The organism is Bradyrhizobium manausense, assembly GCF_018129685.1.
GTDB lineage: Bacteria > Pseudomonadota > Alphaproteobacteria > Rhizobiales > Xanthobacteraceae > Bradyrhizobium > Bradyrhizobium manausense_D.
The window spans coordinates 1,546,873-1,570,289 of record NZ_JAFCLG010000001.1; the positions used below are offsets into that span (position 1 = coordinate 1,546,873).

Annotated in this window: 20 protein-coding genes; 11 read left to right on the forward strand and 9 right to left on the reverse strand. The window is 64.4% G+C overall.

Features of this window, described 5'->3' with window-relative positions:
• The first annotated feature begins 76 nt into the window (after positions 1-76).
• The 8 genes from JQ621_RS07470 to JQ621_RS07505 all read left to right on the forward strand — a co-directional run bounded on the left by JQ621_RS07470 (position 77) and on the right by JQ621_RS07505 (position 9,013).
• Positions 77-1,951, forward strand: coding sequence for a methylmalonyl-CoA mutase family protein (locus tag JQ621_RS07470; protein WP_212233722.1), 1,875 nt, complete (start codon positions 77-79; stop codon positions 1,949-1,951).
• Positions 1,948-2,412, forward strand: coding sequence for a GFA family protein (locus JQ621_RS07475; protein ID WP_212233723.1), 465 nt, complete (start codon positions 1,948-1,950; stop codon positions 2,410-2,412). Before JQ621_RS07470 ends, JQ621_RS07475 begins: the two co-directional genes overlap by 4 nt.
• Complete coding sequence (locus JQ621_RS07480; protein ID WP_249124713.1) at positions 2,405-2,617, forward strand: hypothetical protein; 213 nt, start codon at positions 2,405-2,407, stop codon at positions 2,615-2,617. The genes JQ621_RS07475 and JQ621_RS07480 overlap by 8 nt, the downstream gene beginning before the upstream one ends.
• Positions 2,614-4,770: a methylmalonyl-CoA mutase gene (gene scpA, locus JQ621_RS07485; protein ID WP_212233724.1), complete on the forward strand. Its 2,157-nt coding sequence runs from the start codon at positions 2,614-2,616 to the stop codon at positions 4,768-4,770. Before JQ621_RS07480 ends, scpA begins: the two co-directional genes overlap by 4 nt.
• Positions 4,771-4,978: 208 nt before the next feature.
• Positions 4,979-5,743: a DUF3298 and DUF4163 domain-containing protein gene (locus tag JQ621_RS07490; protein WP_212233837.1), complete on the forward strand. Its 765-nt coding sequence runs from the start codon at positions 4,979-4,981 to the stop codon at positions 5,741-5,743.
• Between the two features lie 158 nt (positions 5,744-5,901).
• Positions 5,902-6,891, forward strand: a complete 990-nt coding sequence (meaB, locus tag JQ621_RS07495) for a methylmalonyl Co-A mutase-associated GTPase MeaB (protein ID WP_212233725.1) — start codon at positions 5,902-5,904, stop codon at positions 6,889-6,891.
• Entirely contained in the window at positions 6,888-7,547 is a 660-nt protein-coding gene (locus JQ621_RS07500; protein WP_212233726.1) for a pyroglutamyl-peptidase I, read from the forward strand. Before meaB ends, JQ621_RS07500 begins: the two co-directional genes overlap by 4 nt.
• A gap of 95 nt (positions 7,548-7,642) precedes the next feature.
• Positions 7,643-9,013 (forward strand): TIGR03808 family TAT-translocated repetitive protein, encoded by a 1,371-nt coding sequence (locus tag JQ621_RS07505; RefSeq protein ID WP_212233727.1) that lies wholly within the window; start codon positions 7,643-7,645, stop codon positions 9,011-9,013.
• Positions 9,014-9,129: 116 nt separating this feature from the next.
• Here the strand turns inward: JQ621_RS07505 and JQ621_RS07510 are convergent, their stop codons facing one another.
• From JQ621_RS07510 to JQ621_RS07535, 6 genes are all read right to left on the reverse strand, one after another.
• Entirely contained in the window at positions 9,130-9,870 is a 741-nt protein-coding gene (locus JQ621_RS07510; protein ID WP_212233728.1) for a TIGR03809 family protein, read from the reverse strand.
• A 378-nt stretch (positions 9,871-10,248) separates the two neighbouring features.
• Positions 10,249-10,857, reverse strand: coding sequence for a TetR/AcrR family transcriptional regulator (locus JQ621_RS07515; protein ID WP_212233729.1), 609 nt, complete (start codon positions 10,855-10,857; stop codon positions 10,249-10,251).
• A 107-nt stretch (positions 10,858-10,964) separates the two neighbouring features.
• On the reverse strand, positions 10,965-12,107 hold the full coding sequence (locus JQ621_RS07520) for an OpgC domain-containing protein (RefSeq protein WP_212233730.1): 1,143 nt from the start codon (positions 12,105-12,107) through the stop codon (positions 10,965-10,967).
• Between the two features lie 188 nt (positions 12,108-12,295).
• Positions 12,296-12,751, reverse strand: coding sequence for a hypothetical protein (locus JQ621_RS07525; protein ID WP_212233731.1), 456 nt, complete (start codon positions 12,749-12,751; stop codon positions 12,296-12,298).
• A gap of 33 nt (positions 12,752-12,784) precedes the next feature.
• Positions 12,785-13,156: an ElaB/YgaM/YqjD family protein gene (locus JQ621_RS07530; RefSeq protein ID WP_212233732.1), complete on the reverse strand. Its 372-nt coding sequence runs from the start codon at positions 13,154-13,156 to the stop codon at positions 12,785-12,787.
• A gap of 76 nt (positions 13,157-13,232) precedes the next feature.
• The gene (locus tag JQ621_RS07535) at positions 13,233-14,345 is read right to left on the reverse strand and encodes an AI-2E family transporter (protein WP_212233733.1); all 1,113 of its coding nucleotides are present in this window, start codon (positions 14,343-14,345) and stop codon (positions 13,233-13,235) included.
• A gap of 207 nt (positions 14,346-14,552) precedes the next feature.
• Between JQ621_RS07535 and JQ621_RS07540 the strand changes: the two genes are divergently transcribed.
• Complete coding sequence (locus tag JQ621_RS07540; RefSeq protein ID WP_212233734.1) at positions 14,553-15,323, forward strand: L,D-transpeptidase; 771 nt, start codon at positions 14,553-14,555, stop codon at positions 15,321-15,323.
• Between the two features lie 18 nt (positions 15,324-15,341).
• Positions 15,342-15,992, forward strand: coding sequence for a DUF2865 domain-containing protein (locus JQ621_RS07545; RefSeq protein ID WP_212233735.1), 651 nt, complete (start codon positions 15,342-15,344; stop codon positions 15,990-15,992).
• Positions 15,993-16,039: 47 nt separating this feature from the next.
• Here the strand turns inward: JQ621_RS07545 and JQ621_RS07550 are convergent, their stop codons facing one another.
• Together JQ621_RS07550 and JQ621_RS07555 are read right to left on the reverse strand one after the other, a co-directional pair.
• Positions 16,040-18,133, reverse strand: coding sequence for a methyl-accepting chemotaxis protein (locus tag JQ621_RS07550; protein ID WP_212233736.1), 2,094 nt, complete (start codon positions 18,131-18,133; stop codon positions 16,040-16,042).
• Positions 18,134-18,504: 371 nt separating this feature from the next.
• Positions 18,505-20,598 carry a methyl-accepting chemotaxis protein gene (locus JQ621_RS07555; RefSeq protein ID WP_212233737.1) on the reverse strand — a complete coding sequence of 698 codons (2,094 nt, stop codon included), beginning with the start codon at positions 20,596-20,598 and terminating at the stop codon, positions 18,505-18,507.
• Positions 20,599-20,867: 269 nt separating this feature from the next.
• On the opposite strand from JQ621_RS07555, the gene JQ621_RS07560 reads away from it, so the two are divergent.
• Positions 20,868-21,023: a Thivi_2564 family membrane protein gene (locus JQ621_RS07560; RefSeq protein WP_212233738.1), complete on the forward strand. Its 156-nt coding sequence runs from the start codon at positions 20,868-20,870 to the stop codon at positions 21,021-21,023.
• Between the two features lie 68 nt (positions 21,024-21,091).
• Here JQ621_RS07560 and JQ621_RS07565 read toward each other — a convergent pair whose 3' ends face one another.
• Complete coding sequence (locus JQ621_RS07565) at positions 21,092-23,257, reverse strand: malate synthase G (protein WP_212233739.1); 2,166 nt, start codon at positions 23,255-23,257, stop codon at positions 21,092-21,094.
• Between the last annotated feature and the right edge of the window lie 160 nt (positions 23,258-23,417).

Genomic DNA, 23,417 nt, shown 5'->3' on the forward strand with positions numbered 1-23,417 from the left:
ATCGACCGTTTGCAGGGACGGCCCGCCGTGGCAAATTCGCCTGCGCATAACAAGATGTTCGGGAGCCCTTGGCCGTATGACCTCCGTAACTGACGATCTGCCGCTGGCGGCCGATTTTCCCAAGGCGACGGACGCTGACTGGCGCAAGCTGGTCGACGGCGTGCTGAAGGGCGCGCCGTTCGAGAAGCTGGTCGGCAAGACTTATGACGGATTGAAGATCGAGCCGCTCTATCCGCGCGCCAAGGGCGCGCCGCTCACGACGGGGCGAGCGGCCGCTGCACCATGGTTGATCATGCAGCGGGTCGATCACCCCGATGCGGCGACAGCGAATGCGCAGGCCCTGCAGGATCTCGAGAATGGCGCCACGGGCCTCGAGATCGAGTTCGCCGGGGGGCCTGGCGCGCGCGGCTTTGGTGTCATCGACGCCAATCCGGCGACGCTGGAACGGCTGTTCGATGGTGTGTTCCTCGATGCCGGCGTCGCTATTGCGCTCAACCCGGTGGCCGGCCGGCAGGATGCCGGCACGCTGTTCGCCGATATGGTCGAGGCCAGGAAGCTCGATCCCGCCAAGATTGACGTGCGCTTCAACTATCAAGCCCTGAGCACATTCGCCGTGCGCGGCGGCGCGCTCGCGCAGTGGTCGGAGTACGAAACGCCGTTCGTGCGCATCGTGTCGGGCTTGGTCGGACGCGGCTTCAAAGGTCCGTTCGTACTCGCCGACGGCCGCCCCGTGCACGATTCCGGCGGTTCCGAGGCCCAGGAGCTGGCGTTCGCGCTGTCGCTTGCCGTCGCTTATCTGCGCATGCTCGAGCGCGGCGGCATCGATCTCGATGCCGCGCGCAATGCGATTTCGTTCCGGCTCTGCGCCGACGCCGATCAGTTCCTGACCATGGCCAAGTTCCGGGCGTTACGGCAGCTGTGGGCCCGCATCGAGCAGGCGTGCGGCCTCGCACCTCGACCGGCTTTCATCGCAGCCGAGACCGCCTGGCGCATGCTGACGCAGCGCGATCCCTACGTGAACATGCTGCGTGCAACGATGGCAACGTTCGCGGCCGGACTTGCCGGTGCCAACGCGATCACCGTGCTGCCGCACACGCTGGCGCGCGGACTGCCCGATGCCTTCGCTCGGCGCGTTGCGCGCAACACCCAACTCCTGCTGCTGGAAGAGAGCAACCTTGCCAAGGTCAGCGACCCCGCGGCGGGATCCGGCGGCATCGAGACGTTGACGGCGCAGCTCTGCGAGGCGGCCTGGGCCTTGTTCCAGGAGAGCGAGAAAGCCGGCGGCGCTTTCGCCGCGCTCCAGCAGGGCCTGTTCCAGGGCAAGATCGCCGCAACGCGCAAGGCGCGCGAAGCCAACATCGCAAAGCGCCGCGACGTGCTGACCGGCGCCAGCGAGTTTCCCAATCTGCACGAGGCCGACGCCACCGTGCTGGACGTGCAGCCTGCCGCGCCGACGTCCCTGGGCGAGCCCAAATGCAAGTTCGACGCGCTTGTGCCGATGCGCCTCGCCGCGCCGTTCGAAGCGCTGCGCGACAAATCCGATGCTGTGCTGAAGACGCGCGGCAAACGCCCGGGCGTGTTCCTGGCCAATCTCGGCACGCCGGCCGATTTCACCGCGCGCGCGACCTTTGCAAAAAGCTTCTTCGAGACGGGCGGCATCCAGGCGGTCGACGGCGAAGGGTTTGGCGATCCGGCCAAGCTGGCTGATGCCTTCAGGGCGTCCGGCGCCGCACTCGCATGCCTTTGTTCCAGCGACAAGGTCTATGCGGAACAGGCCGAAGCCGCCGCGAAGGCCCTGCAAACGGCCGGCGCGCGACATATCTATCTGGCAGGTCGCCCGGCTGAAGCCGAGGCGGCACTGCGGGCCGCCGGTGTCACAGGATTCGTCTTCGCCGGGTGTGACGCGCTCGCCACGCTGCAAGATGCTTATATGCGATTGGACCAGGCATGACCGACGCGAGCAAACCCGTTCTCACCGGCGGCTGCCAATGCGGCGCGGTGCGCTTTGCGATTTCGGCGACGCCCAACCGGGTTTCGATCTGCCATTGCCGGATGTGCCAGAAGGCAAGCGGCGCGCCGTTCGCCTCCTTCGCTGACGTCAACCGCACCGATTTCGCATGGACCAGGGGACAGCCGTCCGCGTTCCGCTCCTCCTCGATCGCGATGCGCGATTTCTGCGCCGCGTGCGGCACGCCGCTGAGCTTCCGTCGCATCGACGGCGACCGGATCGAGATCATGACCGGCGCCTTCGACCGGCCCGACCGGCTGGTCCCGACGCGGCAATACGGAACTGAATCCCGCCTCGGCTGGGTGGTCGGCATCTCCAATTTGCCAAGCCAGACCACGCAGCAGAATTACGGGCCGGAGAAGATGGCGACCATCGTCAGCCATCAGCATCCGGATCATGATTGAGACAGTGATAGGCTATGCCATGCTTCAGCTGCTCGGCGGACTATTGCTCGGTTTTGCGGAAGTGAAGTTCGGAGGACTTTTCGCGCATATGCTGTGGAGCGGATCTGGCGCAATGACCAAGAGCCGGCTGGATGATCCAGTCTACAAGAAGAATTTGCAGAGGCTGATCGAGCACCATCGCAGCTTTGAGGATTCCAAGAAATGACCCGCATTCCGAACTTCGCAGATATCGCCTTCGAGCGAACCGCAACCGCCGCGCCGTCAGGCAGCGCCGAGCCGTGGCTGACGCCCGAGGGCATTCTGGTCAAGCCAGCCTATGGCGAGGCAGATCTTGCCGGGCTCGACTTCCTCGACACCTATCCGGGCATCGCGCCGTTCCTGCGCGGCCCCTACCCGACCATGTATGTCAACCAGCCCTGGACGGTCAGGCAATATGCCGGCTTCTCCACGGCGGAGGATTCCAACGCGTTCTACCGCCGTAACCTCGCGGCCGGACAGAAGGGCCTCTCGGTCGCGTTCGATCTCGCCACCCATCGCGGCTATGACTCTGACCATCCGCGCGTCGGCGGCGACGTCGGCATGGCCGGCGTTGCCATCGATTCCATTTACGACATGCGCACGCTGTTTGCGGGGATTCCGCTCGACCAGATGAGCGTGTCCATGACCATGAACGGCGCGGTGCTGCCGATCCTCGCACTCTACGTCGCCGCCGCCGAGGAACAGGGCGTTCCGCCGGAGAAGCTGTCGGGCACCATTCAGAACGACATTCTGAAAGAGTTCATGGTGCGCAACACCTACATCTATCCGCCCGCGCCCTCGATGCGGATCATCTCGGACATCTTCGCCTATACCTCACAGAAGATGCCGAAATACAATTCGATCTCGATCTCCGGCTATCACATGCAGGAGGCGGGCGCGACGCAGGACCTCGAGCTCGCCTACACGCTCGCCGACGGCGTCGAATATTTGCGCGCCGGACTTGCCGCAGGCCTCGACGTCGACCGCTTTGCCCCACGCTTGTCGTTCTTCTGGGCGATCGGCATGAACTTCTTCATGGAAGTCGCCAAGCTGCGCGCCGCGCGTCTGCTCTGGGCGAAGCTGCTGAAGCCCTTCAATCCCAAGGACCCGCGCTCGCTCTCGCTGCGCACGCATTCGCAGACCTCGGGCTGGTCGCTGACCGCGCAGGACGTGTTCAACAACGTGATGCGCACGACCGTCGAGGCCATGGCGGCGACGCAAGGCCACACCCAGTCGCTGCACACCAACGCGCTCGACGAGGCCCTGGCGCTGCCGACGGATTTCTCGGCGCGCATCGCCCGCAACACCCAGCTGTTCCTGCAGCAGGAGAGCGGCACCACCCGCATCATCGATCCCTGGGGCGGATCCTATTATGTCGAGCGTCTGACGCGCGATCTCGCCGCGAAGGCGTGGGGCCATATCCAGGAGGTCGAGGAGCTCGGCGGCATGGCCAAGGCCATCGAAGCCGGCGTGCCCAAGCTGCGCATCGAAGAGGCCTCGGCCAAGACCCAGGCTCGCATCGATGCCGGCAAGCAGGCCGTGATCGGCGTCAACAAGTACAAGCCGACGGACGAGGCGCCGATCGACATCCTCAAGGTCGACAACACCAATGTCCGGCGTCTGCAGATCGACAAGCTGACGCGGCTGAAAGCCGAGCGCAGCCAGAAGGACGTCGATGCTGCGCTTGCCGCGATCACGCGTTCGGCCGGCGAAGGCAACGGCAATCTGCTCGCCCTCGCGATCGACGCGGCGCGCGCCAAGGCGACCGTCGGCGAGATTTCGGACGCGATGGAAAAGGTGTTCGGCCGGCACCGCGCCGAGATCAAATCCATCACCGGCGTCTACAAGCGGGAGGCGTCCAGCATGGGCAACCAGGTCGAGAAGGTTCAGGCGCTGATCGACGCGTTCGAAGAGGCAGAGGGCCGTCGTCCGCGTATCCTCGTCGCCAAGATCGGCCAGGACGGCCATGACCGCGGCCAGAAGGTGATCGCGTCCGCGTTTGCCGATATCGGCTTCGACGTCGATATCGGACCGCTGTTCGCCACGGCCGACGAGGCGGCGCGGCAGGCGGTCGAGAACGACGTCCACATCCTCGGCGTCTCCTCGCTCGCGGCCGCCCATCTCACGGCGGTGCCGGAGCTCAAAGCCGCGCTGAAGAAGCAGGGCCGCGAGGACATCATGATCATCGTCGGTGGCGTGGTGCCGCCGCAGGATTACGACGCACTCTATGCGGCGGGTGCCGAGGCGATCTTCCCGCCGGGCACCGTGATCGCGGAAGCGGCCGAGGAGCTGATCCGCAAGCTCAATGCCCGGCTCGGTCACAGCGAGGCGGCGGCGTAATTCCGCCGCCGTTGGGCTGCCCGCATCAAACCGGCGGGCCTGTTGCCGCGACAAATCTTCACGTCCCGGTGTTGACCGCCGCGCGTTCTGCGCCGGTTCATCTCGCGGTCATGATGCTCATACAGACATCCGAGCGCCGCTACAGCGGTCGGGTGCAGAATTGGTGGATATTGACGTGACCTATCATCATCCAAACGCGCGGGCCGGGCTGCTCGCGATCCTGTCCGCCGTCGCAACGATTGCCGTGGCCTCCCCGGCTCTCGCCGCCGACCCCAAGCCGGACGCGATCGTCAAGAACAGGAACATCGAGGCGCGCGTCTTCCTCGACGACAAGATCAAGGCCGATGCGCCGCTCGCAGCCGATTGTCTCGCCGAAGGCAGGAAGTGGCTCGACAAGAACACGGCTGACGCTGCCGCCTCGCGAAAAGAAGATCCGCAATTCTTCAGGGACGGCAGCTGGGACTTCGAGCGCAAATATTCGATTCGCTCGGTCGTTGCCGACCGCTATGTCAGCGTGCTTCGCGACGACTACATGGACACCCATGGCGCCCATCCCAATACCGATGTGAACACGGTGCTTTGGGACAAGTCCGAGAACAAGCGCATCTCGATCCGCCCGTTCTTCACCGAGACAGCCGATGGCGGCGCGACCATGAAGACGATGGTAAAGGCTGTGATCGCTTCGCTGAAAATCGAGAAGAAGAAGCGCGACACGAGCCAGACCGCGACCGAGGAATGGTTCAAGGGCCTGGAGCCGAGCCTGCTCAAGATCGGCGCGGTGACGCTCGCGCCGTCGACCGAGACAGGCAAGAGCTCCGGCCTCACCTTCCACTATCCGCCCTATGCGGTCGGCGCTTACGCAGAAGGCCAATATGTCGCTTTTGTTCCGTGGGAGACGTTGAAGCCCTATGTCTCGCCGGAAGGGGCCCGCATCTTCGGGGGAGCACGGCCGAAGGCTGACGAGCAGGAATAGGGACTGAACCCGGACGTCGCCACCAGGCTGACCGAAGCCCCGAAGAAGGGGTAGGCCTGATCTGCCAAAGCGCGATTGACCAAGGCCTATTGACCAAGCCCGATTGATCCAGGCCCGAGGGCCCTCGCCTGCTCGCGTCCGCCGTTGTAAAGCAGGTCATGGTTGAGAAGAAGACTTCGCTTGATATTGCCTCGCTGGCCCGCGAGCTCCGCGCAGGCCATCGTGCGGCCTTGGCGCGCGCCATCACGCTGGTGGAGAGCCGGCGAAGCGATCACCAGGCACAGGCGCGCGAACTCGTTCAGATGCTGCTGCCCGACACCGGCAAGGCGGTCCGGGTCGGTATCACCGGCTCGCCCGGCGTCGGCAAATCCACCACCATCGATGCACTCGGGACCTATCTGATCGAGCAAGGCAACAAGGTCGCCGTGCTCGCGGTCGATCCGTCTTCGGCGCGCAGCGGCGGCTCGATCCTCGGCGACAAGACGCGGATGGCGCGGCTGTCAGCGTCCGACGATGCCTTCATCCGCCCCTCGCCGTCGTCGGGCACGCTCGGCGGCGTTGCGGCCAAGACGCGCGAGGCGATGCTGCTGTGCGAGGCCGCCGGCTTCGACGTCGTGCTGGTCGAGACCGTCGGCATCGGCCAGTCCGAGACCGCGGTCTGCGACATGACCGATTTCTTCCTCGCACTGATGCTGCCGGGCGGCGGCGACGAATTGCAGGGCATCAAGAAGGGTCTGGTCGAGCTCGCCGATATGATCGCGATCAACAAGGCCGACGGGGACAATCTCAAACGCGCCAACATCACCGCGGCCGACTATCGCGGCGCGCTGCATATTCTCAGCCCCCGCTCCGAACACTGGCATCCGCCCGTCATCACCTATTCGGCGCTGGCCGGCACCGGCATTGCCGAGCTTTGGCAGAAGATTTTGGATCACCGCAAGGCGATGACCGCATCCGGCGAGTTCGCGGCGCGGCGGCGCGAGCAGCAGGTGAAGTGGATGTGGTCGATGCTGGAGCAACGCATGCTCTCGCGGCTGCGCAGCGAAACGTCCGTGCGGACCAAGGTCCGGAAGATCGAGGCCGAAGTTGCCGACGGCCATCTCACCCCGGCGCTCGCCGCCGAGCAGATATTGGAGTTGCTGCAATGAGCGACAAGCTCCGCATTCTCCTTACCGGCTTCGGCCCGTTCCCCGGTGCGCCATACAATCCGACGCAGCCGCTCGTGGCGCGGCTGGCGCAATTGCGCCGGCCGGCGCTCGACGATGTCGCGCTATCGCGCCATATCTTTCCGGTGACCTATGCCGCGGTCGACCGGCAATTGCCTGATGTGCTGGCGAAGGTGAAGCCCGATGCGTTGCTGATGTTCGGGCTCGCTGCGCGCACACCTTACCTCCGCATCGAAAGCCGCGCACGCAACGCCGTCACCATGCTCTGGCCCGATGCGGCCAACACCCGCTCCAGCAAGCGCGGCATCGCCGGTCATGCCGATGCCATGACATTCGGCCCGCACACCGCCAAGCTGTTGCGCGCCGCGCGGCGCACCGGCATCGATGCGCGGCCTTCGCGCGACGCCGGCGCCTATCTCTGCAACTATCTGAGCTGGCGCGCGATCGAGAATGTCAGGGCGGGCGGGCCGAAGCTAGCCGCCTTCATCCACATTCCGCTGCTTGCGCGCAGCGGCGCAGTCCGACGCAAGGGCGCCCCCCGGATCACGCCGGAGGAACTGGTGGATGCGGGGGAAGCGATGCTGATGGAGATGGTGCAGCTGGCAAGAAAGGCGCGGAACACGCAGGCCTTGCGGTAAACATTTAACCCTACCGCGAACAATCCCGACGAGCCCGTCCGCCCTGCGCTACCTAATCCTCGCGGACACGCCCCGCGTCCGCCGAAGGACGCGTCATGGACCTCAACCGCCGTCACCTCTTGGGAGCTTCGACCGCCGGCATCGCCGGGGCACTCGCGATGCCTGCCGACGCCGCACGCGCAGCCCCGCTGACCTCCCTGCTTGGCCGCGACGCGACCCAATACGGCGTGCGGCCGGGCAGCAGCGAGGATCAGACGCGTGTGCTCCAGCGTGCCATTGACGAAGCCTCGCGCCTGCAGACACCGCTGGCGCTGCCACCAGGGGTCTATCGCACCGGCCTTTTGCGGCTGCCTGATAGGGCGCAACTGATCGGCGTGCGCGGGGCGACCAAGCTTGTCTTCACTGGCGGAGCATCTGCGATCCAGAGCGACGGCTCTGACGCGATCGGCCTCACTGGCATCATCTTCGATGGCGGCGGCATTCCGCTTCCGACGCGGCGCGGGCTGATCCATGTCCTCGGGGGCCGCGACGTTCGTATCACCGATTGCGGAATTACGGCATCGGGCGGCAGCGGCATCTGGCTCGAGCAGGTATCGGGCGATATCTCCGGCAACATCTTCACTGACATCGCGGTGACCGCGGTGGTCTCGTTCGACGCCAGAGGCCTCAGCGTCTCACGCAACACCATCATCGGCACCAACGACAACGGCATCGAGATCCTGCGCACCGCGATCGGGGATGACGGCACCATTGTCGCCGACAATCGCATCGAGGACATCAAGGCCGGCCCCGGCGGCTCCGGACAGTATGGCAACGCCATCAACGCCTTCCGCGCCGGCAACGTGATCGTCCGCGGCAACCGCATCAGAAATTGCGATTACTCTGCGGTGCGGGGCAATTCGGCCTCCAACATCCACATATCGGGCAACAGCGTCAGCGACGTGCGCGAGGTCGCACTCTATTCCGAGTTCGCATTCGAAGCCGCGGTGATTGCCAACAACATTGTCGACGGCGCCGCCGTCGGCGTCTCCGTCTGCAATTTCAACGAGGGCGGACGTATTGCGGTCGTTCAAGGCAATATCATCCGCAATCTGATCCCGAAGCGGCCGATCGGCACAGCGCCGGACGATGACGCGGGCGTCGGCATTTACATCGAGGCGGATAGTTCGGTGACAGGCAATGTGATCGAGAATGCACCGTCCTACGGCATCGTTGCCGGCTGGGGCAAATATCTGCGCGACGTTGCGATCACCGGCAACGTGATCCGCAAGGCACTGGCCGGCATCGGCGTCTCCGTCGTATCAGGCGCCGGCACCGCCCTCATCAACAACAACATGATCTCGGAAACTCCGCGCGGCGCCATCGTCGGCCTGGAGCACGCGCGCGCCGTGACGGCGGACCTGTCGGCCGACGGTGCCCAGCGCTTTGCGCAGGTGATGGTTAGCGGCAACGCGGTGCGGCAGTAGGCACCGCCGCGGCAGTCGGGCTGTACATCCTTCCAGGCTCCCGGCGCTATGCTTGCATCGCGCCACTCACACCTCAGGATGACGGCTGGAGAAGGCGTACGCCGCGTTCACTGGGCCTAGAACGAATTCCGCAGCAGCGGGTACTTTGCTTCGAGGCCGTCGAGGCTGAAGGTGAATTCGACGACGCGCTCGGGGGCGGCGACGATCTCCTCGGCCGGCGGGGTGAACTGCGGCAGAAGCGTCGCCATCGCGGCGGGGGCGGCCACGGGTGGCTTCACGGCAGGCGCGCTGCGCGTCGCGGCCGCCGCGACCGGCGCGGCGACCGGCGACCTCACGGCAGGTGCGGCGCCCGGCGCCCTCGCGGCGGGCGCCTTGAGCAATGGCATCTCGGCGGGCGCTGTAAACGACGCCATCAGAGCGGCCACCCCGACCGGTATGGGCTCGGCAAGCGGCGCGATCGGGGCTTCCGTGATTTCGGCGAGCATGTCGAGCTTGGGCTCGAGCCTGACCGGCACGGAGGTCTCGGGCGCGATGTGAACGGCCTTCGGCTGCAAGGTCTGAGCCTGCTCACTCGGAACCGGGCGGGACATCGTCGCCGGTGACCAGCCGAAAGCGGAGGTCACGCTCGCGGCGGCCGCGGCAACGTCTCTACCATTCGCAAGCGCGCGCCAGGTCTGGACCGCACGCTTGGCTTCCTGGATGTTCTCGAGAAATGCGAGTTCGGAGTGGTAACGGCGCCAGCGGCCGGTCTCGAACATTTCGGAGAGATGTTCCAGCCGCTGTTCGGCGAGAGCGCACCAGCGTGCCGCGATTTCACGGCTGGCCGCGCCTTGGCCAACCTCTTGGCGATGAGTCATGAACCAGCCCGTCAGGATAAGTTTACGGAGGCGACGCAACGCACACGAATCAATTTAGACGCGACGTGAATATTTTGTGGAAAAGTTTTGACTTGTCCAGCAACGACGCAACTCTCCTCACAAAACACCGTAGTCGTGCGGAGTTTCCAGGGGTTTGCGAGTCAAGCTTCGCACAAGCATGGCGGCCTTGCCGCGTGTCGGCGCAGGGTTACGACCACGACGCGCTCGCGAGCTCAACGCAAGCTGATGGCGGATCACGCCTCAAGAAATCGAATGCCTGTAGCGCGATGAGATTGGGTTGAATCGTCATCGCGCTTTAGGTTGTTGTTTGAGCATGATCTTTTCGGAAAACCGCTGCACACTTTTCCGGATCATGCTCTAGCCCTTCGGTCGCAACACCAGATCGACCAAAGACCGCGCATAGGCCGGCGTGATTGGCGTGATGCCAAAGATGTAGCGGTAGAACAGGCTGCCATAGATCGCGTCATATAGATCCGCCGCCGGCGCCTCGGCGAAGATGCTGCCGTCGCGCTGGCCGGTCGCGATCATCTCCACCAGCGCGTCGCGGCGAAACTGGAGGTAGCGGGCATAGAACAGCTCCGCCGAACCGGTCTTGGAAATGCATTCGGAGATCACGGCAAGCTGCACCTTGCCGAACTCGCCCTGCAGGGCTTCGGCATAGGCCACGGCATGGCGGCGCGCGCGCACGGCAGGCGTGCCTGCGCTCGCCGGCGGCAGCGGCAGCATTTGAGCCGCGTGGTGGAGAAAGGCGTCGATCATCAGCGCCTCCCGTGACGGCCACCATTTGTAGATCGTCATCTTGGAGACGTTGGAGTGGCGCGCCACCGCATCGATCGTGGTGGCGGCAAGGCCGGTCTTGGCCATCAGCGTGTAGGCACTTTCGAGAATGGCGTTGGTGGTCTCGATCGAACGCGGCCTGCCGCGCCGGGGGGCGCCCTCGGCCGTAACGCTCGTGCCTTTCGCCATGACCAAGCCGGTCTCTCCTGCGCAGAGGCCGCCATTGCAGCCGGTCGCCTCGTTCCGCATAGCGCAGGTGGGGCGCCCGGCCTAGTGGATTCGCGTGGCGGTCCCGGTCAGGCTCGCTGCCGCACGGCCGCCGGACCGTCCTGCCGCCGCGACCAGGAAATATAATAGGCCACCGCCGTCATTGCCGCGAAACCGGCGAGGCTCACCCCGATCTGGATCACGACCAGATTGGCGCCGGTGATCAGGATGAGATGGCCGGCGAAGGACAGGAACACGCCGATGCAGAACACCGCGAGCCATTCCTCGCCGCATCTGATCACCATCTGAAGCGGCTTCCACTGCAGCCCTGGATGATCGGCGGGAATGAGGTATGTCGCAAGGAAGGCGAGCGCGAGGAAGTGGATCACGCGATAGGGCGCGAGGTTTTCCTTGTCGGCCGGCGAGATGCCGTTGAGAACGAACTCAGGCAAATAGGCGGACAGGGCCGGCGAATGGCGCATCATGGTGATGGCCATCGCCAGGACGAGGTAGGCGCCCGCGAGCGCACGAAGCCAGGAGATCCTGTGAAGTTCATGACCTGACACGCCGGTGACGGCGAACCAGCCGCCCAGCACCATCAGCATCTGCCAGCAGAGCGGATTGAAGGTCCATTCCAGATCGGGATAGGCGTGAAAAGTCCAGCCGAACCAGCGCGCGGCGAGATACAGCGCGACCGAGGCGGCAACGGTCACGTTCGGACGCCGCAGCAGGCCCCACAATGCGAATGGGAAGAAAGCCATCAGCGGGATCATCAGCTGCAGAAGATCGAGGTTGAGGGGCTCCTCCTGGAGCACCAATCCCTGGACCAGAATGCGCAGCGGGTGCTCGAGAATACCCGAGATGTTGTAGTCGCTGATGATCTCCGGCGCCATCGACTGGGAGGCGACGTAGGCGATGGCGTCGATGTAGATCACGAACAGCACGACATAGGCGGCATAAAGCCGCCAGACGCGGCCGAAGATGCGCGTCGCGGCGACGAGATAGCCGCGCTCCAGCGCCATCCTGCCGTAGATGATGGCAACGCCGTAACCCACCACGAACACGAACAGGTCGGCGGCGCCGCTGAAGCCGAAATTGCGCAGCGTCAGCAGGTTGACGACGTTGTTCGGGATGTGGTCGACGAACACGGACCAGTTCGCAATGCCGAGCGTCAGGTAGAGACGGGCATCGTGCCGAAATGCGGAAAGATTCGCCTTGACGGACGGTTTCATCGCGGAAAATGACTTTTGGAATCACGGGCGATGCTTTTAGCGGCAAGCGTCTGCCTATCCGAGTAGCGATCGCGTGAAGCAGGGCGGATTTACTCCGCCTGATGAAATATTGCGCAGAGAAGGGCTTTTCGATTTCAATCGGGCTACTCGCCTGACCGGCGGCGCAACTTTCTTATCGCGCAGCGCTCTTACTCGGCCGGCTCGGCCGATGCCTCATCGGTCGCGCCGAGACGGCTTGCCATGATGCCGAGCGCAACACCGCCGATCGCCAGGATTGGCAACAGCCGCTTGATCCCGATGGCGCGCGCGACCTGTAAACCCGTCGCCAGTAGCATGGGATCAGCGAGCATGCTTGAGGCAGCGGATTTCGCTGCGCGCTCGGCGGCGATGCGGGCGCGCTTCTGCGTCTCCCGCTTGTAGCCCCAATAGCTCCCTGCTGCCGTGAGCGTCAGCAGGAAGAAGATGCCGGCACCGGCAAGGCAGGCCTGCACGGGGCCGTATTTGTCGAGGACCGAGATGAACGCCGCCGCGCAGAGGAAACATGTGGTGATGAACAGCGCGAACGCCACACCTGCGGCCAGCGATGTCAGCCGCATGGTCGTTCCAGTCGATGCGCTGATACCGTCAATGATGCGCTGAAACACGGCCTAGCTCCTCGAATCTCGATCGATCGCGCCTCAGCGGCGCCAAGCAAAGCCGATCAGGAAGCCGATGCCGACTGCAACACCAACCGTGGCGAGCGGCCGCTGCGTGATCGCGTCTTCCAGCGTCTCCTCGATCGAGCCATAGGCGTCCTGCGCTGCGTCCATCATCGCGCTGCCGCGCTCCGAGAAATCGTCGAGCGTCGAATCCATGTTCTGGCGCGCCTGCTTGTAGCCGCGGCGGGCCTGCTTGCCCGTTGTGTTGGCGAAATTGTTGAGCGCGTCGGTGATCTGGTCGGTGAGGGCGGCGATATCGCTTTTCACGGCTGCTACATCCTTCTCGAGGCGTTCTGCGGTGGCTTTGTCGGTCCAGTCTCTCATCCTGGCTTCGCCATCGGATATTGACATCACTTGCTCCGAACTGTTGGCGTTGAGACGGACGGAAAACGTTCGGTTGTGGCGGAAGTTCCATTTGCGGTGCCCGTCATCCCTGCGGCAATTGCGGCGCGTCCTCCGGCAGCAAGTGCTCCTTCAGAATCAGCCCCACGATCAGAAGCGGAGACGATAGAAACGCGCCCATCGGTCCCCACAACCAGGTCCAGAACGCCAGCGCGATAAAGACGGCGAGCGCATTCAACGATAGCCTGCGGCCGATGATGGTCGGCGTCACGAAGTGCCCTTCCAAGAAGGTGATACCGCCGAAAGCGAGTGCCGCCATCAGGCCGCCGCCAATGGTCGGGAATGCGACCAGCCCGACCACGGCCAGCACGACGAACATCGCGACCGGTCCGATGATCGGAATGAAGTTGAGCGCGGCGGCAAGCGCGCCGAGGCCGGCCGGATTGGGCATGCGGGTGAGCGCACAGACAATGCCTGTGGCGATGCCGACGCCGATATTGATGACCGTAACGGTCAGCAGATAGTTGCCGAGATGAACTTCGATCTCGTTGAGGATCCGGAGCGTGCGCAGCCGCGCGTCGCGGTCGCTGAAATTCATGATCATGGCCCGTCTCAGATCACGCCAGCTTGCGATGAACAGGATCAGGGTGGCGAAGAACAGCAGGAATTCAGCGAAGGTCGGCGACACGAATTCCAGCGTCGGCTGCACCCATTCCATTTTCGGCAGGGCGACAGTCGGCAGGCCATCGGAGCCGCCGACCATGGTTTGCAGCTCCTTCCACAGCGCGAGCGGTCGGTCGAACACGTGGGCCTTGTCCTTCAACTGTGCACCCAGCTCCGGGAGGCGTGAGCTCCATTCCATCGCGGGCACCGCGATCAGTGCAACGACGAAGGCGACCACCATCGTCACCGCGATCACGATCAGCACCGCTCCAAGCGCACGCGGCACCCGACGCTTCTCCAGGAAGGTCGCGGCCGGTGAAAGCATGGTACCGGCGACCATCGCCATCACGACCGGCAGGAAGAACGCCCTGGCGGCATAGAGCACCGCGACGACGGCAATCAAAAGCAGGCCGGCCAGCGCGAAGGCGACGAACTCGGTACGCCGGATCATCGGCGGCAGTTCGCTATGGCTCTCGGGAAATGGGGTGCCTTCGCTGCCGTCGGAGATCAGTCGTTCACTGGGAAGGACGCGCACAATCTCTCTCCGCGCACGGAAAGCCTCCGAGCACCCATTAATGAAGTGGCAACGCAGTTGGCGCGCCGAAGTTCCATCGCGCCTTCGTGAAGTCGCGCTCGCTTGACTGCGACGGCGCTTCCGCACGCCGCGGCGGAACTTGAGTCGGCACTGCTGCGTTCTAAGGACAGCAGCATCACCAGATGCACGCATCCAACGGGGCAGCACATGACAAAGTTCTCGGTAATCCGTCGCAGCTTCTCGCCGCGAATCGTCACCGCTTGTGCCTTTGCGACAGCCTTGCTGACCGTGCCGTTCGCGGCTCAGGCGCAAATGCTTGGTTACGCGCCGATGCAGCCCCAGGTCTATCCGCAGGATCAGGCCTACTCTCAGGGCTACGCCAGCGAAGCGCCGCAGGCGGCCGACGAGGATGCCATCCTGCCCGATCGCCTGCGACGGCAGATCGTGAGCTTCGACCGCAACGAGCCGGCCGGCACGATCGTCATCGATACCGCCAACACCTATCTCTATTACGTGCTCGGTAACGGGCGCGCGATGCGTTACGGCGTCGGTGTCGGCCGAGAGGGGTTCACCTGGTCGGGCGTGCAGAGTATCAGCCGCAAGGCCGAATGGCCGGATTGGCATCCGCCGGCGGAGATGATCGCACGCCAGCCCTATCTGCCGCGCTTCGTCGCCGGCGGTCCCGGCAATCCGCTCGGTGCGCGCGCGATGTATCTCGGCTCCAGCGAATACCGCATCCACGGCACCAACGATCCCACGACGATCGGCAAGTTCGTGTCCTCCGGCTGTATTCGTCTGACCAACGAGGATGTCAGCGACCTTTTCAATCGCGTCAGCGTCGGCGCCAAAGTCGTCGTGTTGCCGAAGAACGCACCGCTGATGGCGCGCGGCGGCGATCCCGTACGCAAGCGGCCGGCAGTGACGACGCTGCCTTCGGGGCGCCAGGCGCTGAACATCCCGACGTCGTCGGTGGACTAACGAACGGCTTGAGGTCACATGGTGGGACGTTTGATTGGCAGACTGGCCGGAGGCGCGGCCGCATTGGTCGTCGTCGCTTCGTTCGGCCTCGCGCTGGCGCCGCCTGCGCATGCGGAGGATTTCTTCTCGGCGCTGTTCGGTGGATTTGGCCGGCGGCCACCACCGCAAATCCAGGCGCCGCCCAGGGACGACGATACGCCGCGTTACGACGCACCGCGCCAGCGCGTCTATGGCGGCGGCACGGCCTATTGCGTGCGCGGCTGCGACGGCCGCTACTTTCCGGCGCAGGGCGCGGATGCCCAGAGCAAGGCACAATCCTGCAAGAGCTTCTGCCCGGCCGCCGAAACCTCGCTGGTCTACGGCAGCAATATCGACGAGGCCACGACCGAGGTGGGGAAAGCCTACTCTGACCTGCCGAACGCCTTCCGCTATCGCAACGAGATCGTCGCGGGCTGCACGTGTAACGGCAAGGACCCGGCCGGTCTCGCTTCCGTCAAGGCCGAGGACGATCCGACCTTGCGCAGGGGCGACATCGTTGCCGGCGCCGATGGCCTCGTCGTCGCCAATCGCAACGCCGGCGATCGCCGCGGCGTCGCGATGAACTTCTCGCCGTTGCCGGAGTCGGTGCGCGCGAAGTTCCGTCAGGTTCCGGTGGTGGCGAAGGAGTAGCGCGCTCTTTCGTCAGGACGACACCGGGAGTGTAGCGCCAGGATGCCCTACGCCGCGCGGATCTTCCCCAGGAATTCGCTGACCTGCTCGCCGAGCTGACGGCTCTGGGTCTCCAGCAGCTCGGAGGCGTGCTTGACGTTGTCCGCCGCACCGGCTGCCATGTCGGCATCAGCCTTCACGCCCGTTATGTTGTCGGAGACGTTCTTGGTGCCCTGTGCGGCATATTGCGTGCTGCGGGTGATCTCTTGCGTCGCCGCGCCCTGCTCCTGCACGGCGGCGGCAATCGCGGTGGCGACCTCGTTGACCTCGCCGATGATGCCGCCGATCGCCTGAATCGCGTTGATGGCATCGCCCGCGACCCTCTGGATGTCGGCGATCTGTTCCGAGATTTCCTCGGTCGCCTTGGCGGTCTGGCTCGCCAGCGACTTCACTTCGGAGGCCACCACCGCGAAGCCGCGGCCCGCTTCGCCGGCGCGGGCGGCTTCGATGGTGGCGTTGAGCGCGAGCAGATTGGTCTGCGCCGCGATGGTGTTGATGAGGCCGACCACCTCACCGATCCGGCCGGCGGATTGTGCCAGGCCCTGAACGGTGCCGTCTGTGTCGCGCGCCTGGTTGACCGCGCGGCTGGCGATGCCAGCGGCATGGGCAGCCTGCTGGCTAATGTCGTTGATCGAGGCCGAGAGCTCTTCGGCTGCTGCGGCGACGCTCTCGACGCTGGTCGATGCGTCGTTGGAGGCCTTGCCCGCGACCTCGACGCGTTCATTGGTCTGGCGCGCCACGGCGGAGAGATCGCCCGAAGTCTTGCGCATCTCGGCCGAGGCATCGCTCAGCTCACCGAGCGACTTGCGCACCACGCCTTCGAACTCGCCGACATAGGTCTCCATGGCCCGCTGCCGGGCGGCCGCGCCGGCATTGCGCTCGCGCTCCTGTTCTTCGATCTTGAGCTTGTCGATCGCCTGCTGCTTGAAAGTCTCGAGCGCGCCGGCCAGTGCGCCGATCTCGTCCTTGCGGTCGAGATAGCCGCTGTCGACGCCGAGGTCGCCGCCAGCGACCTTCAGCATGGCGTCGCGAATCCGGTGCAGCGGCGTGATCACGCGGCGGCTCACCGCCAGCATCGCGGCGCCGGTCAGGATGATGGCCGTGACCAGAAGCGCCAGCTGGACGAGGAGGGATTGCAGCGCGCTTGCACGTTGGTTGGCGGCATGATCCTTGGCGGCGGCAAGCGCGGTGTCGGCGAGCTTGACGACGATCGCCATGCGGCCGACCGAGAAGGGGCTCCACTGATTGGCTGTCATCGACGGCTTCTCGCCCCTGGCGATGGCCGCGATGATACCGTCGCGCGTCGTGGTGTATTGCGGATCGAAATACATCGATTTGGTCTCGCTCATCGCGGCCGACAGCGCGGGGGGCATTTGCATGCCGGTGGCGGCAAGCCCGACCGCACTCCAGGCGGCGTCGGTGGCGCCGACGAATTTGGTGAAGGCGGCCTGAGTTTCGGGCGCAATCTTGCCACTGGCCAGCGCATTGCCGACGATGAGCGAGGATTCGCCGGCGTTCTGGCGCAGCAGCCAGGCCATCTGCTTGATCATCAGCAACTGGTCGATGGTGGCGTCCTGGTGGTTGACGCTGGCGGCCAGCACCGGCGCGAGCTTTTCGAGGATCGCCATCAGCCCGTCCTCGCTCTCGAGATATTCGGTGGCGAGCGCCGCACGGCGCGAGGCCTTGGGCTTGGCGACTTCGGTCCAGAATTCGGTCTGCTGCGCCAGCAGCGCCTTGTTGAGCCTGACAAGATCGGTCACGATCGAATCGCGCTGCGGCAGGTCGATCGAGGGCAGGATGTCGATGGCGCGCGCCAGCGCCGGCATCAATTCGTCGCGAATACCGCGAATGTATTTTTCGATGTCGGCATCGACCCTGATGTCGCTGGTCAATTGCCGGTTGGTGGTGGAACGGTCGGCCCGGATGTTGGCCATGGCCTTGAAGACATCGGCCGAGGCTGCCGAGACAGCGACGATCCGGTTGGCCTGCTGCAGCCGGGCCCAGGAATTCCATGCGCTGACCGAGAAGCCGATGACGACGACGAATGCGGTGGAGAGGATCACCGCTTTCAGCAGCGTGGATACGGTCAAGCGATTGAGCATTGCACACCCCGGTACGCGTTTCGAAGTTCGTGGCCCCTGCACGGCAGCCCCCACGAACTTCGAAACCAATGGGATGCGCGCTGGACACGCCTGCACTCAGCAGCCGCTACGTGCATTTAGCCCGAAAAGGGTAAAAACTTAGACAGCAGCGCTGTCACAAAGTTGCGCGGGTGTTAAGAGTTAGCTGCAGCGCAGGCGGTGTTTGGGGCACGTCTCGCCCTCATCGTCGCCTCGGCGAAGGCCGGGCCCATCACCACAGGACGTGGTTTGGCGAACACTCGGAGTGACCGGGCTCGCGCTACAATTACTCCCCGGGATTATGGATCCCGGCCTTCGCCGGAATGACACTGAGAGTGTAGCGCGACCGTACCCTAAGCCGCGCGGATCTTGCCGAGGAAGTCGGAGACCTCGTGGCCGAGCTGGCTGCTCTGGGCCTCGAGCATCTCGGAGGCGCTCTTCACGTTGTCGGCGGCAGCCGCAGCGGCATCAGCATCGGCTTTCACGCCGGTGATATTGTCCGAGACGTTTCTTGTGCCCTGCGCGGCATATTGGGTGCTGCGGGTGATCTCCTGCGTGGCCGCGCCTTGCTCCTGCACCGCCGCCGCAATCGCGGTCGCGACCTCGTTGACCTCGCCGATGATGCCGCCGATGGTCTGGATCGCGTGAATGGCATCACCCGCGACCTTCTGGATGTCGGCGATCTGTTCGGAAATCTCTTCCGTCGCCTTGGCCGTCTGGCTCGCCAGCGATTTCACTTCGGAGGCGACGACGGCAAAACCACGCCCCGCCTCGCCCGCGCGCGCCGCTTCGATTGTGGCGTTGAGCGCGAGCAGATTGGTCTGCGCCGCGATGGTGTTGATGAGGCCGACGACCTCGCCGATGCGGGCCGCCGACTTCTGCAGGCCCTGCACCGTGCCGTCGGTGTCGCGCGCCTGGTTGACGGCACGGCCGGCGATGCCTGCGGCATGGGCGGCCTGCTGGCTGATGTCATTGATCGAGGCCGAAAGCTCTTCGGCTGCCGCCGCGACGCTGTCGACGCTCATCGAAGCCTCATTGGAGGCCTTGCTGGCGACCTGGACACGGTCGTTGGTCTGGCGCGAAACGGCAGAGAGATCGCCCGACGTCTTGCGCATCTGCCCCGACGCATCGTTCAGTTCGCCCAGCGTCTTGCGCACCGCGCCCTCGAACTCGCCGACATAGGCTTCGACCGCGCGCTGGCGTGCGGCGGCGTCGGCGTTGAGCTCGCGCTCGTGCTGCTCGGCCTTGAGCTTGTCGACGGCCTGCCGCTTGAACGTCTCGAGCGCACCGGCGAGTGCACCGATCTCGTCCTTGCGGTCGAGATAGCCGCTGTCGACGGCAAGATCTCCGCCCGCCACCTTCAGCATCGCGTCGCGGATGGTCTTGAGCGGATTGATGACGCGGCGGCTCACCAGCAGATTGGCGCCGACGGCAAGGCCGATGGCGAGCGCCAGCAGCACCAGCTGCACGGTCAGCGCGCGCTGCGCCGCGGCGCGTTGGTCGAGGGTGTGCGTCCTGGCGGCATCGAGGGCGGCTTCGGCCACCGCGACCGCGCTCGCCATGCGGCCGACCGTGATCGGGCTCCACTGGTTTGCGGTCATCTCGACTTTCTCGCCTTTGACCAGGGCGTCCGCGAGACGGTCGCGCAAGGCCAGATATTGCGGTTCGAAATAGCCGGTCTTGGCGCCGGCCATGGCGGAGGCGAGCGCCGGCGGCAATTGCATGCCCGAAGTCGACAGCTCCAGCGCCTTCCACATCGCGCTCGTACCGCCGACATATTGCGTGTAATTGTAGCGTGCTTCCGGGGTGATCTTGCCGGCTGCAAGCCCCATCGAAACGATCAGCGATGCCTCGCCCGCGGTATTGCGCAAGAGCCAGGCGTTCTGCTTGATCGACAGCAGCTGGTCGATCTCGGCGTCCTGATGGTTGACGGTGGCGGCCAGCGTGTTCGAAAGATTGTCGAGCACGTCGAGCAGGCCCTGCGTCGTGTCCATATAGTCCTTGGACAGGCCCGCACGGCGCTGATCTCGGGGCTTGGCGACGTTATCCCAGAATTCCTTCTGCTCCTCGATCAGCAGCTTGTTGAGACGCGCGAGCTCCGGCACCAGCGTGCCGGCTCGCGGGAAATCGATGTTCGGGAGCAGCTCGAGCGCCCGTGCCATTGCCGGCATCTGCGCATCACGGAGCGCACGAAGATACTTCTCGATCTCGGGATCCATCGGTTCGGTCGCGTTCAGAAGACGCGAGGTCGTCGAGCGGTCGGTGCGCAGATTGTGCATGGCCTTGAACAGATCGGCGGAGGCGTCCGCGATCTGGGAAATGCGGCTGGCGGTCTTGAGGCGGTCCCATGAGTCCCAGGCGGTGAGCGACAGCGCGATCACCACGCAGACCGATGTGATCGCGATCACGGCCTTCAAAAGCGTGGATACGCTCAGGCGATTCAACATCGAGGTCCCCCAATTCCCATTTCAAAGTTCGGCAGTAGCGCCCCGGCAAAATCCAGAAGAATGGGGCGTGACAGGATCGGCAATCGCATACCGCTCGCAGCGAGGAGCGAACTGTTTCGGTATCTGAAACGAAAAGGGTAAAGTTTTAGGCAGGGGTTTGCCGGTAGAAGTACGCATTTACTAGAAGTTGCAACGGGTTGCGTTGGTGGAACCGACTCGCGAGACGGACGTTAGGACATCATTAGCAATTCGCCTGAAGGGGCCCTGCGATGATCGTCGGCGTACTCGTCACCTTTCTCGTCATCATTCTCGTTCTTTATCTCATCAACATGCTGCCCATGGACGGTCGCGCCAAGCAGATCGCGCGCGTCGTCGTCATCATCATCGGCATCGTCTCGCTGCTGAAATATCTGGCGGTGTTCTAGCCGGACCGCAAAGTCTCAAACAAAAAGCCCCGGCGCGAGCCGGGGCTTTTGATGTTCGAATTGCAGCTTCAACCGAGGGCCTTGGCTTCGCGGCGGCGCGCGGTGAGAATGTATTCGGTGTAGCCGTTCGGCTGCTCGCGGCCCTTGAAGATGAGGTCGCAGGCGGCCTTGAAGGCGACGCCGTCGAAGGCGGGCGCCATCGGCTTGTAGATCGCATCGCCTGCATTCTGCTTGTCGACGACCACGGCCATGCGTTTGAGCGATTCCATCACCTGCGACTCGGTGATCACGCCCTGGTGCAGCCAGTTGGCGAGATGCTGGCTGGAAATGCGCAAGGTGGCGCGGTCTTCCATCAGGCCGACATCGTGGATGTCAGGCACCTTGGAGCAGCCCACGCCCTGGTCGATCCAGCGCACGACGTAGCCGAGAATGCCCTGGCAGTTGTTGTCGATCTCCTGCTTGACGTCATCAGGAGCCCAGTTGGACTTCGACACCGGAATGGTGAGGATGTCCGAGAGTTTTGCGCGCGGACCGCCTTTGGTCAGCTCCTGCTGACGCGCGACGACGTTGACCTGGTGATAGTGCAGGGCGTGCAGTGTCGCAGCCGTCGGCGAAGGCACCCATGCGGTGGTGGCGCCGGCCTGCGGATGGGCAAGCTTCTGTTGAAGCATGTCTGCCATCTTGTCCGGCGCGGCCCACATGCCTTTGCCAATCTGGGCGTGCCCGGGCAGGCCACAGGTCAGGCCCATGTCGACGTTCCAGTCCTCATAGGCCTTGATCCAGGCCTGCGCCTTCATCTCGTTCTTGCGGATCATCGGACCCGCTTCCATCGAGGTGTGGATCTCGTCGCCGGTGCGGTCGAGAAAGCCGGTGTTGATGAACATGATGCGCTTGGAGGCGCGCTGGATGCAGGCCTTGAGGTTGACGGTGGTGCGGCGCTCCTCATCCATGATGCCGACCTTGAGCGTATTCTCCGGCAGGCCCAGCATCTTCTCGACGCGGTCGAAGATCTCGCAGGTGAACGAGACTTCGTCCGGACCGTGCATCTTCGGCTTGACGATATAGGCCGAGCCGGTGCGGCTGTTCTTGACCTTCGAGTTGCCCTTGAGGTCGTGGATCGCGAGAAGGCCGGAGACGGCGGCATCGAGCAGCCCCTCAGGCACCTCCTCGCCGGCTTCGTCCAGCACGGCATCGGTGAACATGTGGTGGCCGCAATTGCGCATCAGCAGCAAGCTGCGGCCGTGCAGCTTCACCTCACCCTTGCCGTCCGGCGTCTTGTAGGAGCGGTCGGCGTTGAGCGAACGCGTCAGCGTCTTGCCGCCCTTTTCGAAGTCCGCCGACAGCGTGCCGTTCATCAGGCCGAGGGTGTTGCGATAGACCAGCACTTTGTCTTCGGCATCGACCGCGGCAACCGAATCTTCCATGTCGAGGATGGTCGAGACCGCGGCTTCCACCACCATGTCGGCGACGCCGGCCGGATCGTCCTTGCCGATCGCGCTGTTGCGGTTGATCGTCACCTCGACATGCAGGCCGTTGTTGACGAGCAGCACAGCGCTCGGCGCGCTGGCATCGCCCACGAAGCCGGCGAATTGTGCGGCGTTCTTCAGCGCGGTGGCGTTGCCGCTCTTGAGTTTCACGGCGAGCTGGCCGGCGACGACGCTGTAGGCGGTGACATCGGTGTGGCTGCCGGTCGCAAGCGGCACGGCGGCATCCAGGAACGCCTTGGCTTTCGCGATCACCTTGTCGCCGCGCGGCTTGTTGTAGCCCTTGCCGCTTTCCGAGGGATCATGCGGGATCGCGTCGGTGCCGTAGAACGCGTCGTAGAGCGAGCCCCAGCGCGCATTCGCCGCGTTCAGGGCGTAGCGCGCATTGGTCAGCGGCACGACGAGCTGCGGTCCGCAGATCTTGCCGATCTCCTCGTCGACATTGGCGGTCTCGACTGTCTGCGTCGCCGGCTCGGGGACGAGATAGCCGATCTCCTTCAGAAAAGCGGTGTAGGCGTCGAGGTCGAACGCCTTGCCCTTATTGGCGCGGTGCCAGTCGTCGATCTTGGCCTGCAGCTGATCACGGACGGCGAGCAGCGACCGGTTCTTCGGCCCCAGTTCCTTGATGAGAGCGGCCACCCCGGCCCAGAACGCATCCGGCGCGATCCCCGTTTTCGGGGCGGCTTCCTTGGCGATGAAATCGAAAAGGACGGGGGCGATCTTCAATCCGTGGGCGTCAACGCGTTTCATGATGGTCTTTCTTGTTGGAAATGGCTGTTTTTGGCTGCTTTTGACCCGACAGCAGCAAAATGCGCCCACGCGGGGCGGCTCTCGAGACCTATTAGCCTCAAAATCGGGGCGGTGAGAAGACCCCCAAAGGTTTGTCAAAATGTCAAGGAGAGTTGGGGGC

What these genes read in the sequence shown, in the direction of transcription:
- JQ621_RS07470 (WP_212233722.1), top strand. Translation starts at nt 77, where the DNA reads ATGACCTCCGTAACTGACGATCTGCCGCTGGCGGCCGATTTTCCCAAG.
- JQ621_RS07475 (WP_212233723.1), top strand. Translation starts at nt 1,948, where the DNA reads ATGACCGACGCGAGCAAACCCGTTCTCACCGGCGGCTGCCAATGCGGC.
- JQ621_RS07480 (WP_249124713.1), top strand. Translation starts at nt 2,405, where the DNA reads ATGATTGAGACAGTGATAGGCTATGCCATGCTTCAGCTGCTCGGCGGA.
- scpA (WP_212233724.1), top strand. Translation starts at nt 2,614, where the DNA reads ATGACCCGCATTCCGAACTTCGCAGATATCGCCTTCGAGCGAACCGCA.
- meaB (WP_212233725.1), top strand. Translation starts at nt 5,902, where the DNA reads ATGGTTGAGAAGAAGACTTCGCTTGATATTGCCTCGCTGGCCCGCGAG.
- JQ621_RS07500 (WP_212233726.1), top strand. Translation starts at nt 6,888, where the DNA reads ATGAGCGACAAGCTCCGCATTCTCCTTACCGGCTTCGGCCCGTTCCCC.
- JQ621_RS07505 (WP_212233727.1), top strand. Translation starts at nt 7,643, where the DNA reads ATGGACCTCAACCGCCGTCACCTCTTGGGAGCTTCGACCGCCGGCATC.
- JQ621_RS07510 (WP_212233728.1), bottom strand. Translation starts at nt 9,870, where the DNA reads ATGACTCATCGCCAAGAGGTTGGCCAAGGCGCGGCCAGCCGTGAAATC.
- JQ621_RS07515 (WP_212233729.1), bottom strand. Translation starts at nt 10,857, where the DNA reads ATGGCGAAAGGCACGAGCGTTACGGCCGAGGGCGCCCCCCGGCGCGGC.
- JQ621_RS07520 (WP_212233730.1), bottom strand. Translation starts at nt 12,107, where the DNA reads ATGAAACCGTCCGTCAAGGCGAATCTTTCCGCATTTCGGCACGATGCC.
- JQ621_RS07530 (WP_212233732.1), bottom strand. Translation starts at nt 13,156, where the DNA reads ATGTCAATATCCGATGGCGAAGCCAGGATGAGAGACTGGACCGACAAA.
- JQ621_RS07540 (WP_212233734.1), top strand. Translation starts at nt 14,553, where the DNA reads ATGACAAAGTTCTCGGTAATCCGTCGCAGCTTCTCGCCGCGAATCGTC.
- JQ621_RS07545 (WP_212233735.1), top strand. Translation starts at nt 15,342, where the DNA reads ATGGTGGGACGTTTGATTGGCAGACTGGCCGGAGGCGCGGCCGCATTG.
- JQ621_RS07550 (WP_212233736.1), bottom strand. Translation starts at nt 18,133, where the DNA reads ATGCTCAATCGCTTGACCGTATCCACGCTGCTGAAAGCGGTGATCCTC.
- JQ621_RS07555 (WP_212233737.1), bottom strand. Translation starts at nt 20,598, where the DNA reads ATGTTGAATCGCCTGAGCGTATCCACGCTTTTGAAGGCCGTGATCGCG.
- JQ621_RS07560 (WP_212233738.1), top strand. Translation starts at nt 20,868, where the DNA reads ATGATCGTCGGCGTACTCGTCACCTTTCTCGTCATCATTCTCGTTCTT.
- JQ621_RS07565 (WP_212233739.1), bottom strand. Translation starts at nt 23,257, where the DNA reads ATGAAACGCGTTGACGCCCACGGATTGAAGATCGCCCCCGTCCTTTTC.